Annotated in this window: 11 protein-coding genes; 6 read left to right on the top strand and 5 right to left on the bottom strand. The window is 71.4% G+C overall.

The features are described 5' to 3' along the window. Positions 1-16: 16 nt before the first annotated feature. Complete coding sequence (locus HNR61_RS35645; RefSeq protein WP_182847552.1) at positions 17-1,810, top strand: DUF4434 domain-containing protein; 1,794 nt, start codon at positions 17-19, stop codon at positions 1,808-1,810. A gap of 27 nt (positions 1,811-1,837) precedes the next feature. Here HNR61_RS35645 and HNR61_RS35640 read toward each other — a convergent pair whose 3' ends face one another. Continuing rightward, positions 1,838-4,795, bottom strand: coding sequence for a glycosyltransferase family protein (locus tag HNR61_RS35640; RefSeq protein ID WP_182847551.1), 2,958 nt, complete (start codon positions 4,793-4,795; stop codon positions 1,838-1,840). 164 nt (positions 4,796-4,959) lie between these two features. Between HNR61_RS35640 and HNR61_RS35635 the strand changes: the two genes are divergently transcribed. Beyond that, positions 4,960-5,910 (top strand): DUF6177 family protein, encoded by a 951-nt coding sequence (locus HNR61_RS35635; RefSeq protein WP_220510200.1) that lies wholly within the window; start codon positions 4,960-4,962, stop codon positions 5,908-5,910. Positions 5,911-5,931: 21 nt separating this feature from the next. Here the strand turns inward: HNR61_RS35635 and HNR61_RS35630 are convergent, their stop codons facing one another. Then, complete coding sequence (locus HNR61_RS35630; RefSeq protein WP_182847550.1) at positions 5,932-6,741, bottom strand: hypothetical protein; 810 nt, start codon at positions 6,739-6,741, stop codon at positions 5,932-5,934. Between the two features lie 100 nt (positions 6,742-6,841). Between HNR61_RS35630 and HNR61_RS35625 the strand changes: the two genes are divergently transcribed. Next, on the top strand, positions 6,842-8,200 hold the full coding sequence (locus tag HNR61_RS35625) for a DUF1266 domain-containing protein (RefSeq protein WP_182847549.1): 1,359 nt from the start codon (positions 6,842-6,844) through the stop codon (positions 8,198-8,200). On the opposite strand, the gene HNR61_RS35620 is transcribed toward HNR61_RS35625, so the two are convergent. Both HNR61_RS35620 and HNR61_RS35615 read right to left on the bottom strand, forming a co-directional pair. Continuing rightward, a complete protein-coding gene (locus HNR61_RS35620) occupies positions 8,197-9,018 on the bottom strand; it encodes a 3'(2'),5'-bisphosphate nucleotidase CysQ (RefSeq protein WP_182847548.1) in 822 nt (273 codons plus the stop codon). The two genes, HNR61_RS35625 and HNR61_RS35620, sit on opposite strands and share 4 nt — an antisense overlap. A 16-nt stretch (positions 9,019-9,034) precedes the next feature. Further along, complete coding sequence (locus HNR61_RS35615; protein ID WP_182847547.1) at positions 9,035-9,781, bottom strand: sulfotransferase family protein; 747 nt, start codon at positions 9,779-9,781, stop codon at positions 9,035-9,037. Positions 9,782-9,981: 200 nt separating this feature from the next. On the opposite strand from HNR61_RS35615, the gene HNR61_RS35610 reads away from it, so the two are divergent. Beyond that, positions 9,982-11,226: an MFS transporter gene (locus HNR61_RS35610; protein WP_312898260.1), complete on the top strand. Its 1,245-nt coding sequence runs from the start codon at positions 9,982-9,984 to the stop codon at positions 11,224-11,226. Positions 11,227-11,369: 143 nt separating this feature from the next. On the opposite strand, the gene HNR61_RS35605 is transcribed toward HNR61_RS35610, so the two are convergent. Further along, positions 11,370-12,545, bottom strand: a complete 1,176-nt coding sequence (locus HNR61_RS35605; protein WP_182847545.1) for a cytochrome P450 — start codon at positions 12,543-12,545, stop codon at positions 11,370-11,372. Positions 12,546-13,224: 679 nt separating this feature from the next. Here HNR61_RS35605 and HNR61_RS35600 point away from each other — a divergent pair. Both HNR61_RS35600 and HNR61_RS35595 read left to right on the top strand, forming a co-directional pair. Continuing rightward, entirely contained in the window at positions 13,225-13,626 is a 402-nt protein-coding gene (locus HNR61_RS35600) for a YbaB/EbfC family nucleoid-associated protein (protein WP_182847544.1), read from the top strand. Next, positions 13,623-13,928, top strand: coding sequence for a WXG100 family type VII secretion target (locus tag HNR61_RS35595; protein ID WP_067813463.1), 306 nt, complete (start codon positions 13,623-13,625; stop codon positions 13,926-13,928). Before HNR61_RS35600 ends, HNR61_RS35595 begins: the two co-directional genes overlap by 4 nt. Positions 13,929-13,932: the final 4 nt, after the last annotated feature.

The following is a 13,932-nucleotide window of genomic DNA, read 5'->3' as shown; positions in this document are numbered from 1 at the left end:
GTCGAAAGGAACCTTCTTGCTTCGCAGGGCCGCTCCCCTGTCGGCCGGCCGTGTCCTGCTCCTGTCGGCTGTGCTGTGGCTGCTGGTGGGATCGGTCATCCTGCTCGCCGGTGTCCTGTCCGGGGCGGACGGCGGGGGTCCACGCGCCTCCGATCCCTGCGGGCCGCGGGACCCGCGGCCCGCGGTCTCCTATCCGGTGTCGGGATTCTGGCTGTTCCCCGACAACGACCCGTGCGGACCGCGCAAGGCGTTGCGGGCGATGCGCCGGATCTCCGGCGACACGGTCATCACCTCGGGTCCCCAGATCGAGGCGCGGCAGGTGGACATGGACGGGCGGCTGCTGCGGCCCGACGGATCCGTGGACCCCGCCTTCAAGGCGTGCGCCCGCGACGGGCGGACCTGCTACCAGGCGGCGCTGGAGGCCGTGCGGTCCGGGAACCCCGCCAACTCCATCACCCAGATCTACGCGGTGGGCTCGCGGGACGGGCTCGGGCCGGGGGCGCTGCGGTGCCCCGGGCAGGACGTGCGGTTCACCGTGGGGTCGCAGGTGTTCCAGCGGATGCTGCTGCCCGTCGACGATCCGGCGGGCGGCGCCTGCGACCTGCGCGCCGGGCGCGCCTACGCGCTGGTGCTCATCGCGGCCTCGACCTCGGACTGGACGAACGAGGTGCTGGCGGAGGCCGACGCCCTGGGCATGAAGGTGTTCGTCGGCCTGCCCGCGTTGCCCCGGCAACCGCAGCAGACCTGGAACGTCGACACCGGTCACCGCGACGTGGCCCTGGCGCTCAACCGCGTGCTGCTGAAGGACTACGCGAGCAGGCTCGGCGGGCGGGCCTCCTTCGCCGGGGTGTACCAGACGTTCGAGGTCCGGTTGCGCCGGTGGTCCCAGCCCTCGCAGGAGGTCAACCTCCAGGCGTACGGCGCCCAGCACGCCGCGGTCCGCGAACTGCTCCCCGGCCGGAAGATCCTGGTCAGTCCCTACTGGGACACCCGCAAGAAGACGGGGGACGTCACCGACCCCGACGCGGTCGCCGCCGGGATCAAGGAGGTCGCGCGGACCGGCGCCGACATCGTCGCGCCGCAGGACGGCCGCGGCACCGGCAAGGGCGCGCTGTACTGGGACCACGAGGCCGACAAGCTCGTGGACCCGCGGCTGCGGCCGGTGGAGCGGGTCGGGGCGGTGACCTACCGGCAGGCGTACGCCGCGCCGATCAGCGCCTACTACGCGGCGGCGGCGCGGGCGCGTTCCGAGCTGGCGCGCGAGGGCCGCGTCATGGAGCTGTGGGCCAACGTCGAGGGCTTCGAGCCCGCCTCCACCGGCCCCTGCGATCCGGGGACCGCGCGGGGGCGCACCGACAAGGTCCGGCTCGACCAGGCGGTCATGGCGGCGGGCGCGCAGGTCGGCAAGGTGGTGTCGTTCAAGTGGAACGGCCTGTACACCTGCCGGGAGAACCGGCCGTCCTCACTGGCCGACGAGATCACCGCCGACGCGGCCCGCCCGATCCTGGCCGGGGCCGTGCGGAGCAGCCGCGAGGGCCAGCGCGGCGTGCTCGTCCGCGGTTACCAGCTCGGCGACGGCAGCAGCGTCACCCTGACCTGGCAGGACGACCACCGGCGGGAGCAGAGCCGGATCGTGCGCCCGATGCCCGGCCCGCCCCCGCCGCCCGGCGCCTCCCCGCTCCCGGCCGGAATGAGGGAGCTCTGGGTGCCGTTCCCCGACACGGGGCTGGCGCGAGGCTCCTGGATCCACATCGACGCGGTGAACGCCTCCGGGAAGGTCGCCTCGAACCGCTACAGTCTCCGCTCCTGACGGCCGCCCGGGGGCCGCGGGGCCCGATCAGAACAGGACCGCGGCCTCCGGGTTCCCGTAGAACTCCAGACGGGCGGTGCGGAGCATCTCCTCATCGGTGATCCGCCAGGTGTGGGTGTCCTTGTCGGCCCGGCGGACCTGGACGTAACCGAAGCGGTCGGCCGAGTAGATCCGCACGCCGTCGGCGACCGCGCGGTTCTGCAGGCCCGTGTCCTCGCCCACGCCGACCTCGTCGAACCGCAGCGAGCGCAGGAGGTCGGCCCGCACGACGAGGGTCGCGCCGCTCACCAGGTCCACGTAGCTGTGCTCCTGGTGCGGGCGGCGCAGCAGGACCGCGTCGTTCTCCTCCAGGTGGGCGTAGTAGGCCGCCTTCCCGACGATCTGCGCGTCGGTGTAGGTGAACGCCGTGGTCAGGTCCGTCAGGTAGTGCTCGCCGTACAGGTCGTCGTCGTCGAACTTGGCGATGATCTCCCCGTCGGCGGCGTCCACGGCCATGTTCAGGCACTGGCCGAGGTTGCGGGAGGCGTCGGCGGTCAAGACCACGACGTCCTCGATCCCCGCGGTCAGCGCCTTCTCCCGGACCACCTGCGGGTCCAGGTCCGTGTCGTGCAGGACCAGCACCAGCTGGAGCGGGCGGTACCGCTGCCGCGCGACCTGGTCGATGAGGTGGCTCAGCTGGCCGGACCGGTTGGAGGAGGAGATCACCGTGACGGGGCGCTCGACGCGCCGGACGGGCAGCCCGATCGTCTCCAGGACGTGGTCCACGCGGTGGGCGAAGGTGTGCTCGGCGAACGTCTCGCGCATCGCCAGGTGCGCCTGCCGGTCCCGCAGTTGCGGGCTGTCCAGCAGGGCCTTCATCTGGGCGCGGGCCTCGGCGGAGGTGTGGGCGATCGGGACCAGGCCGCGGTAGGTCGCCTCGATCGCCGGGGACGGGGCGCTGAGCACGGGGGTCGCGCACGCCGACAGCTCGAAGATCCGGCGGGCGCACATCGTGGGCGAGTCCACGACGGAGTTGACGTTCAGGAAGACCTTGTAGGCCTTGTAGGCGGCCAGCATCCGGTCGTAGGGGAGGCTGCCCACCACGTGCTTCGCGTACGGCTCGGGGAACGCGTACCGCGGGTCCTTGCTGTCCACGCGGCTGTAGATGTGCAGGTCGAACTCCGTCGCCGGAGCCAGCACGATCTCCATCTGGATGCGCCGGGCGGGGTGCTTCTGGGAGAAGTAGGTCCCCGCGAACACCACGTCGTTGGCGCGTCCGCCCGGCACCTGGACGGGGTTGTGGACGCGCGGCTGCGCGGCGAACGGCAGCACGCCGATGCGGTCGTGCCCGACCAGTTCGCGGTACCTCGGCACGCTGCCCGCGTCCACCGTGAAGATCCAGTCGAAGATGCGGGCCGACTCGATGAACAGGTCGAAGTTCGGCGGGTCCTCCTTGTTCCAGAAGACCGTCGGGATGCCCTGCTCGCGGCACCAGGCGACGAGCTCGCGCAGCTGGTCGCTGGGGGCGGTGGGGCCGTGGACGTGCTTGTGCCACACGCCGCCGTTGCCCTGCCAGACCGACTCCACGAAGAGCATCGCGGGACGTTCCCGCTCCATGACCTCGCGCCAGTCGTCGGGCGTGGGGGCGACCTGCCGCCACTCGTACCTGAACGCCATCTCCGAGAAGGTGTCGAAGATGACCGCCACGGTCAGGTCCGGACGCGCGATCGGCCCTTCGGGGATCGGCACCTCGGGGATGTCCGGCATCGCGAACGCCGGGACGGGGGCCGGCGTGCCGGCGGCCTTCACCGCCGGGGCCTTGGCCGGGGGCCTGGCCGGGGCGGCGCGGCGGGCCGGCTTCTGCGGCGGCATCGGCATCGGCATCTTCACCGAGGCGCGCAGGATGTCGGCGGGCAGCGCCTTCAGCGCCCTGCCGCCCTCCTTCTTGACGTTGAACAGCGACTCGCCGACGCGCCACCAGCGGCGGGTCTGGGTGGACTTGAGCTGCCAGTCCAGGTAGCGGGTGCGGTACTCCTGGTGGGCGAGGCGGCCCTTGAGGTCGTGCAGCTCGGTGGCGGCCTTCTCCAGCCCGGCGCTGCGCTTCTGGGCGAGCTTGACGCGTTCCTCGGCGTTGGCCTTCTCCTTGGCCAGGTCGGCGCGCAGGCGGTCGATGGTGGCGCGGGCCTCCGACAGCTCGCGCTCCAGCTCGGCGGTACGGCCGCGCAGATCGGCGATCACGCCGTCCTGGTGGTCGGCGATGGTGTTGAGGCGCTCCTCGATGCGGGCGAAGCCGTCCGCCCGCTCGCGGGCCTCGGCCATCTCGCCGGTCAGTCTCTGGGCGCGCTCCGCCAGTTCGCGGTGTTCCTTCTCCACGGTCAGGAACTCGTGCTCCAACGCGGGCTGCATCGCCATGACCAGCGCGCGGCGATCATCGTCGCCCATCGCGCCGGGGACGAGAACGCCGCGCAGGTAGCCGTCCACCACGTCCAGGGACTCGGCGGTGAAGAACGGGGACGTCGCCTCCAGCAGCGAGGCGACGTAGAAGGTGGCCCGGTGGTCGTGGTGGGGGTGGTAGCCGAACGGCACCGTCAGCAGCAGGCGGCCCCCGGGGCGCAGCGCCTCTCCGGCGGCGCGCAGCAGCGGGGCCGGATCGGCCTGGTGCTCCAGCACCTCGCCGAGCAGGACGGTGTCCACCGACCCGGCGGGGACGTCGGGCCTGCGCGCGTCGCCGACCCGGAACTCCAGCAGGTCCTGCACGATCTGCGGCTCGCGGGCGCGGTCGGCCAGGGCGTACTCGATCCGGTCGGCCTCCACGTCGATGCCCAGCGTGCGCAGCCCCCTGCGGGCGCACAGGATGGAGGCGATGCCCTGGGAGCACCCCAGGTCGAGGACCTGTCCCGACGCCTGCGACACCAGCCAGTCGATCCGGGCGCGCGCCGCACGCTGGACGTGCTCGCTCCAGATCTCGCCCTTGTACAGCTCGGAGATGCGATCACCGTTGCCCATCAGGCCCCCATCCCCGGGCGAGTCGCCCAGCCGACTAACTTTGATCATGAATGCGTGCTTTCACCCCGAATGAACACCAGAAATCACCGCAGTCTACTCAGTAGTCCCATTCCTCACCCAGGTTCGATATCCCACCGAGTCCACATCGATAGACTCGGGGCGAGATGAGCATCGTTGACGTGCTGACGGACCGGTCGATGGTCGTGTTGCAGGACCGCCCCGTGGTTCCGCTGAGCGGGTGGCTGGTGCGGGCGCTGCACGACTGCGCCGGCTCCGGACGCGCCCTTCAGCTGGTCACGCCGCTGGAGTCGCGGCTGACGCTGCCGCTGCGCTCGCTGGCGGCCGCGGACGGGACGGACGGCGTCCAGTGGGTGGTGCGGCACGGCGACGGCTACTACGAGGGTCTGTCGGGACGGCCGCTGAGGTGGACGGGGTCGGCGTTCGCCCCGGTCCCGGACGCCCGTGACTACGCGCCCGGCTTCACCACCCGGCCCAGCGCCCCGATCGGGTCCCAGCTCACCCTCACCTACCGCGTCCGGCACAACGCCGACGGCTACCTGCACGGTCCGCTGGAACGCCTCATGCAGCTGCTCACCGGCAAGTACCCGGTCGGCTGGGGTCCGTCGGAGCCGATGGAGCACCCCTGGCAGCCCGACCGGTTCACCGAGTACGTGCGGGGCCGGGAGAGGGCGCGGCTGATGATCGGCGGTGACGGGCCGCGGCCCGCGCAGGCCGTCGCCGAGTTCGCCACCGTCCAGGGCGGCGCGGTCGCCGAGAACACCACCGTCTCGCTCGGGTACGGCCCCGACGACCCGCCGCCGTTGCAGCACCTGCCGCAGCTGGTCGGCGGGCTGGCCGCCGACCAGCCCGTCGTGTCGCTGTTCGTTCAGCTCACGCCGGGCCGGGCCGATCTGACCACCGAGCCGCGCTGGTCCGGCGCGGCCGCGCCGGTCGCGATGGCCGTCGTCGGGACGGTCACCGGCCCGCCCGCCGTGCCCGGCCGTCAGGTCGGTCCGGCGAACGCGCCGATGACGCTGTTCCCGCTGGGCGACGGCCGTTCCCCCGAGGGCTGGCAGCGCCACCGGGCGCTGGTCCAGCACCTCCAGGGCGGCTGAGCGGGCGCCCCGGGAGACGGCTCAGTTGCTCCACAGGTAGATGTTCTTCAGCTCGGCGTGCATCATCCGCAGCAGCGCGTCGCCGTAGGTCTGGACGGTGCCGCTGCGGGGGCCGGGCTGGTTGGAGCCGCTGCGGAACGACTGGCGCACCAGCACGTGGTTGCCCGCCCAGGCGGCCGACCACCAGTGGCCGGGCTCGCTGCCCCGGGAGACGCGGATCTTCGGCGCGGTGCCGGAGCTGATGGCGTCGGCGACCCGCTTGGCCTCGGCCTGGGTGTCGAACTCCATCAGGCTCAGCTGGACGTAAACGCCGCGGTCCGGGGCCCGGTACTGCGCCCCGTGCAGCGAACCCCGGCACGGGGTGCCCCGCAGCACCGACGCCAGGCCCGGCTTGGCCGCGCCGGTGCAGCTCTGCGTCCACCACGCGGCCTTCACGAACGTGCCGGATCCGGTCTTGACGCTGGTGGCGAAGTAGCTCGGCCCGACGTCCGCGCGGCCGTCGCTCCGGCGCGTCATCGTCGGGGAGGGGGAGGGAGAGTAGGACGGGCTGTTGGTGATGCTGGGGATGGACGGCGCCGTGTAGCTCGGCATGGTGAGGGTGCGGGGCGGATCGTCGTCGTCGCCGGCGGCGAACACCACGAACCCGACGATGCCCACGACGACCGCCAGCCCGGCCGCGCCCAGGATCAGCAGCAGGCCGGCGCTGCTCCCGCCCGAAGGGGGAGGTGGCGGGCCGAACGGGCCGGACGGCCCGGGGGGACCGGGCGGTCCGGGCGGGCCGTACGGCGGCGGCGGCGGATAGGGGCCTCCGGGGGGAGGGGGAGCACTCACGGGGATATCCTCCGAGGTCTCGACATGAACCCGGATGGTACCGACACTCCCCGACAACGGGGGATGATCCGGCACGAGACGATGGTCTAGGGTCCTGGCCATGGACCCCGAAGCACTCGAGAAGGCCGCCCGTGGCAGCCTCGCCGAGGGCGATGTCCGGGCCGTCGTGGTGGACGGGTCCGCGGTGCTGCGGCTGCGCGACGGCCACCTGCCGCTGATGGTCCTGGACGGTGCGCTCGGGGCCTCGGGGATGCTGACGCTGGCGGCCGGCGGCGTGCTGCTGGCGTTCGGCAGGTCCGGCGCGGCCGGGTACGCGCTCGGCGCGGGCGCGATGCTGCTCGCCCTGTTCACGGTGCTGTTCTTCGCGCTGGTGGCGTTGACGATGCGTCCGCCGCTGGAGTTCCGCCCCCGGGAACGCGCGGTCGTCTGGCAGGACGTCTCGCTCCCGTTCGCCGAGATCCGCCCCGATCACCTGGTGCTGCGGGAACGTTCCCTGTACCTCCAGGTGCTGCTGCGGCATCCGGCGCTGTCGCGGCGGCTGGCGGCGTTCTCGACGCGCGAGCGGCGGCGGGCCGCCGAGTTCCACCGGCTGCTGACCGAGATGGTCTCCGCCCCCGACCTGACGCCCACGCAGCGGTGGATCCTCGGCGCGGCGGCCCCCTACGGCCTGCCGCACGACCTGCCCGTGGACCGGCTGGGCACGGCGGCCGACCGCGACCGCGCCCACGCCCTGCTGGCCGACCCGTGGAACGTCGACGACCTCGACCAGCTCCTGCCCGCCGTGAACTGGCTGGTGCAGGACGGGCACCGGGCCGCGTTCGCCCAGGACGCCGAGCTGGCCGCCCGTCCCGACGCCGAACGCGAGGAGTACGCCCGGCTGCTCCGCGAGATCGACGTGATGATCGCCGAGGAGCGGATGGAACCGCCGTTCGTGGAACGCCTGGTGGAGCTGGTCCGGGTCCGCTACGGCGCGGCCGGGGAGACGTACGCGCGGCTGGTCCCGGGCCTGCTGCGCGACGAGCCGGGCGCGGACGTCTCGCCGGAGGGGGCGGAGCTGGCGGTGTTCTTCGGGTCGCTGTTCAACGACCGCGACCACGCGGCCGAGGAGCTGGGCCGGCTGAAGCTGCTGGCCGACGACCCGTCGCTGCGCGCCACCGTCGGCCGCCTGCTGATCTGGGACTACGCCCGCGCGCTGACGCTGTACCGGCTGGGCCGGATGGCGGACTGGCTGACCGAGGGCTACTGCTGGGACCGGATGCTGCCGCTGGCCATCGACGTCCAGCGCCGCTACGCCTCCTGGGACGACCTGGCGACCTGCTACCTCCAGGGCCGCCTGCTGTGGTCGGGCGGCGAGGACCAGCGGCGCCACGAGACGGCGGTGGAGCGGCTGCGCGCCGACCCGGACGGGCCGTGGGCGCGCGTCCCCTGGGACCTGCCCCTGGAACGCGACTGGTCCTAGGCCGTGCTCGAAAGCCCTGGGACCGGCGGCGGGTCCGCGATGTCCCGGACGCCGGCGAGCAGCAGCGGGGCCAGCGAGGGATGGCAGACCAGGAGGTCCGGGAGCCAGGTGTCCCGCTGGTTGTAGCGGAGCTCGGCGCCGTCGATCCGGGAGGCGTGGGCGCCGGAGGCCAGCGCGACCGCGACCGGCGCGGCGGAGTCCCACTCGTACTGGCCGCCCGCGTGCAGGTAGGCGTCCGCCCTGCCGAGGAGGACCGAGGAGATCTTCACGCCCGCCGAGCCGATCGGGACCAGCTCGACCTCCGCGTCGATGGTCTCGGCCAGCCTCTGGACGAAGTCCGGTGGGCGGGTGCGGCTGACGGCGACGCGGATCCGCGAGGCGTCGGGCGCGGGCGCCACGAGAGGGGCGTCTCCGGCCAGGGCCCCGGAACCCGCCGTCCGCAGCGTGGTGCGCTCGCCGGGCAGCGCGACGGCGCCGGCGGTCAGGCGCCCCTTCTCCCACAGCGCCACGTGGACGGCCCAGTCCGCGCGCCCCTCCTCCGAGAACTCCCGGGTGCCGTCGAGCGGGTCGACGATCCAGACGCGGTCGGCGTCGAGCCGGGCCGGATCGTCCCTGCCCTCCTCGCTGAGGACCGCGTCCCCGGGCCGCGCCTCGGCGAGCGCCCCGGCCAGGAAGTCGTGCGACCGGCGGTCCCCGGCCTCCTTGAGCGCCCGCGCGTCGCCGTGTCCCCTCTCGGCCCGGACCGTCAGCAGGACGTCCCCCGCCGCGGACGCGAGCGCCGCCGCCAGCTCATGATCGTCTTCTGGCCATCTCGTCATGGAAGCCCTCCGATGCCTAACGCCGACGCCGCGCCATCAGGGCCGCGAGCCCGAGGCCGGCGGCCACCACCGTGGTCCCGGCCAGCATGCGGGGGACCAGCTGCTGGACGAGCGCCTGCCGCTGGCGGCGGTTGAAGGTGTCCCTGTCGTTCTCGTGCGGAAGCGGGCCTTCGGGCTCGGGCACGCCGAGGAACCCGCAGAGCGGACCCCATCCCGAGCGCACCTCGTAGACGAGGAGCCTGTCGGCGGGAACGTGCGCCCGCACGTCGGCGATGCGCTGCTCGAACATCCCGATCGCGTACTCGCGGTCCGCGAACCGGCCCTCCAGCTCGCCGTCCCAGGTCATCCGGTGGACCTGGTCCAGATGGTCCGCGTACCGGCCCTTCGGACGCCAGGTCAGCAGGCGGATCGGCAGGGGCGGCGGCTTCAGCGCGGGCATGATCGTGCGGGAGACGCTCTGGTACCACTCCTCCGGGTCCCGGACCGTGAGGACCACCTTCGCCGAAGGGAACGCGTCGACGATCTGCCGCCAGAAGGGCGCCGCCGGATCTCCCGAAGTGGATTGGAAACCGGCGAAAATCTCTTCCCAGTCGACCGGCTCCCCATTTTTCACGGCGTCGGCGGCGGCGACCCACTGTTCGGCCCGCCACGGCTCACCCTCGACAGTTCGCAGATGATAGGCGGGCCCGAAACCGAGCTGTTCCAGTGCGAGTTTGGTCGATGTCGTACCAGTACGCAAGAAACCTACGCTGATCACCTTCACGCATTTGACCGTACCAAGGCATATAGAAGATGATCTGTCCTGTTCCGGCCACTTTCACGAGGTTAACCTCCGGGCAATCCTATGGTTGAATCGCGGCCGATTATGCCAAGAGCCCGACCACCGGTTTCCTCTCGCCCCGGTTCCGGTCGCCCGATCGACCGCCCCTGACGCCGCAACCTCCGGCCCGGAAAGGACCCGCTGTGAAAGTTGTGCTGAGAGACCGCGGCTTTCGGTACCTGCTCTTGGGACAGACGCTCTCCACGCTGGGCGACCGGGCGCTCATCCTGGCCTTCGGCATCTGGGTCAAGGAGCTGACCGGCAGCGACGCCGCCGCCGGCGTGGCCTTCGTCTTCGTGGCGTTCCCGTTTCTGTTCGCCCCCTTCGCCGGGGTGGTCATCGACCGCTTCCCCAGGCGCCAGGTCTTCATCGCCACCAACCTGGCGATGGCCTGCGTCATGCTCCTGAGCCTCGCCGTGCACGACGCGAGCCAGGTGTGGTTGCTCTATGTGATGATCCTGTGTTACGGATTCTCGGCCGTCATCATCACCGCGACCCAGTCGGCTCTCACCGCGTCCCTCTTCGACCGTTCCGAACTGCCGGACGCGAACGGACTGCTGCAAACCTCGGGCGACGGAGTGAAACTCCTGGCCCCGCTACTCGGCGCGGGACTCTACACATTGGTCGGCGGGCATGTCATCGCCCTTCTCGACGCGGCGACGTTTCTCATGGCGGCGTTCTGCGTCTGGCGTATCAAGGCGCCGAACGACAAACGTCATGTCGTGGGCGCCTTCGCCGTTCGGGAGGAGCTGCTGGGGGGACTGCGCCATGTGTTCTCGACGCCCGCCCTGCGCGGGATCGTCATCGCGCTCGGCCTCGCCAACCTGGTCACCGGCTTCTCCCAGACGCTCATCTTCTCCATCGTCGGCAGCGGCCTGCACCGGACGCCCGCCTTCGTCGGCATCCTCGTCAGCATGCAGGGCGCCGGGGCGGTCGCGGCGGGGCTCTCGGTGGGGTACGCGATCCGGCGGCTGGGCGACACGAAGGTCGTGATCCTGGGGACCGCCGCCTGCTCCCTCGCCTCCGTGCTCTATCTCGCGCCGCACATCGCCCCCGTCGTGGCGGGGTCGCTGCTGTTCGGCGCCGGCATGTGCTGGATGACGGTGGCCCTGATCACCTCCGTGCAGAACCGGACCCCCGCCGACATGCAGGGCCGGTCGGTGTCGGCGGCGATCGCGTCCGTGAGCACGCCGCAGACGATCTCGATCGTGGTCGGCGCGGGCGTGTCGCTGGTCGTGGACTACCGGACCCTGCTGGTCGCGATGGCCGTCGTCACCGGCTGCTCCGCGCTCTGGCTGACCCGGACCTCGGCCCGGGGCCGGTCCGGGGAGGCGCCGGACGCCCTGGCGGCGGAGAAGGCCGACGAACCGGACGTGCGGAGCACCTGACCGCCCCGCCTTCCGGCGGCGCCCATGCGACGGGCCTGTCGCGCCATCGCCCGACAGGCCCGTCCGAACACTCATCCGCGATCATCAGTGAACGTGCCGCATGACCACTCACCTCCCCTTCGCCAGAGATCCGTGCCGGTGGCTCAGTCGAACGCGACCACCATGCGGTCGATGCCGCGGATCGTCGCGGTGCAGCGGTAGTCCGGCCTGCCGACGAGGGCCGCCGTGGGGCGGAGCCGGGCGAGCGTCGCGAAGACGACCCGCATCTGCGTCAGGGCCAGCTGCGTGCCGATGCACGCGTGCGGTCCGCGGCCGAGCCCGAGATGGGGATTGCCGGTCCGGGCCAGGTCGAGCTCGTCCGGCCGTTCGAAGCGCGCCGGATCCCGGTTGGCCGCGCCGATGATCATCGTGACGAAGGACCCGGCGGTGATCCGCTGCCCGCCAAGGACGGTGTCGGCGAGCGGGACCCTTCCCTCGATCCGCACCGGGCTGGTGAACCTCACCAGCTCCTGGAGCGCCGGATCGCTTCGCCCGTCCGGCAGCGCCGCGAGCCCGCCGGGAGCGTCCAGCAGTGCCGCCATGGCGAGATTGACCGCCGAGTTCATGCTCTCGTAACCGGCGTGCAGAATGGCGCGCACCGAGTTGACCAGTATTCTCCGGTCCACCTTCTCGGAGTCCCGGTTCTTGGCCAGGTACCCCAGCAGGCCGCCGGAGGGCGGCTGGGAGAACCATCCCTCGACCATCTCCGAGAGGACCCCGCGCGCCGCGACCCCCGGCTCGTGGAGTTCCGGTCGCAACGGCGAGTCCATCGCCGCGGTGACGGCGTCCGCGATTCCGGAGAACCAGGACGGTTCCATCGGCTCGACGCCCAGGATCTCCTCGATCGAGCCCAGCACGATCGGAACCGTGAACTCGGCGACGAAGTCGAACTCCCGGCCGGCCCGGCGGCTGACCACCCGCTCGACCCGCGCGGCCAGATTCCGTTCGAACTCTCGCGTTATCTGTGCGCGCAGCCCCCTGGCGAGCAGACTCCTCAGCGGACCGCTCTCGGGGGGATCCAGGCTCTGCAGGCTCAGCAACTCGACGGGAATGCCGACGCTCTGCGACGCCGTTCCCTCAAAACGCCGTTCGTCACAGGCGAACCGCGCGTCGTCCTTCATGACGAGCGCGCAGTCGTCGAATCGCGAAACGATCCACGAATCGATGCCCTGATGCCAGTACACGGGGGAGTTGTCGCGCAGGTCGGCGTACACCGCCGATGGATCTTCCAAGGCCGCCGGGGTCAGCAGCCTTTCCAGCGGATCGTCCACAACCGCCATGCGCACTCCTGTCGCCATCAAGGAATTGGCGCCGGAACCGGGCCGGCGATCCCCGTCGGGGTTTCGTCCAGCAGGCCCAGGTCATGGTCATCCGCAGAGATCAAGACTGTCAAGGATCATAAATTCGGAAGTGCGCTAACGGTCCGTGATTGATCCTGCGTATTACTGGCCCGGAAGTCGCGGAGGCAGTCGGCTGGCCGTATCCGGACGTTTCCATTGCGCCGGAAGGCCTCGCATGTCACCCCGCCACCGAGGTGGCGCGGCGCATGCCTGCGGCACTCAATTTCCTGGCCATTCCTCTGAATATTTCAGATAGGGATGGTCGCCAATTGTGCAAAGTTCACGAAGGATCGGTTCCCGCTTATCAGGTCACCGCGCGTTCGCCCTTGCCCGGACTGGCGGAAACCGGGGATGTCGTGGGGCACGGGCGACCGGTGGCGCGTCCTCGCCATCCCGGCCGTCGGGGCGGCAGGGCCCGGCGGGGGTCCGCTGCGGCGCATGTCACATCGCTCACCAAAGCGCCACGCAGGTAGCAAAACGTTCGCACCACCCCAGGAGTCACAGATAGATCAAGTTGCGCACGCGACCCCGAAGACCTATAAACGATCGGAATCCGTGTCTGTGATCCCGCCATGGTCGCGGCTCGGTGAGGTGTTCCGACGACCGTGAGGGGTTCGCTGTGCGCGCTGAGTGGCAGGCGCATATCGACGAACTGCTGGATACCTACGCCAAGCAGCGCGAGAAGCTCAAGGACCTGCAGGAACGCCTCGAAGCGGTCGAGGCGACCGGAGAGGCCGCCGAGGGCCTGGTCAAGGTGACCGTGGACCGCCAGGGCCGGCTGCGGAAGCTGGAGCTGAACCCCCGTCTCGGACGCAGGCTGGGCATGGAGGAGCTCGCCGAGGCGATCCTGGAGGCGTCCGACGCCGCCGCCGCCCTCGTCACCCAGCAGGTCCAGGACGCGATGGCCGACCTGCGCCCGGACGACGACGCCAAGCCCGGCCTGGACCTCGCCCGGCTGATGGCCGACCCCCCGACCAGCATCGAGGACGTCCGCAAGCACTACGGGCTGCTGCCCGAATGAGCAACGAGCTGAAGGTCGAGACCGAGGCCCTGCGCAAGGCGGCCAAGGGGTTCGAGGACGCCAGCGGGCAGGTGCGGCGCATCTTCGACCGGCTCCGGAGCCGTCTGGACGCCGAGGGCGCGTGCTGGGGCGGCGACGAGACCGGCCAGCAGTTCAGCCAGAACTACATCACCACGAACAAGGCGAACGAGTTCAAGGACAGCGGCCCGGACATCGCCGACGGCCTCAAGAAGGTCAAGGCCAACATCGAGCTGATGGCTAAGCGCTACGCGGACGCCGAGGAACGTTCGCGCATCAGGTGACCGG

Origin of the sequence: Actinomadura kijaniata, assembly GCF_014138665.1 — a bacterium.
Classification (GTDB): Bacteria; Actinomycetota; Actinomycetes; order Streptosporangiales; family Streptosporangiaceae; genus Spirillospora; species Spirillospora kijaniata.
The sequence above is the reverse complement of the archived record's forward strand: the minus strand, read 5'-3'. Positions and strand labels throughout refer to the sequence as shown.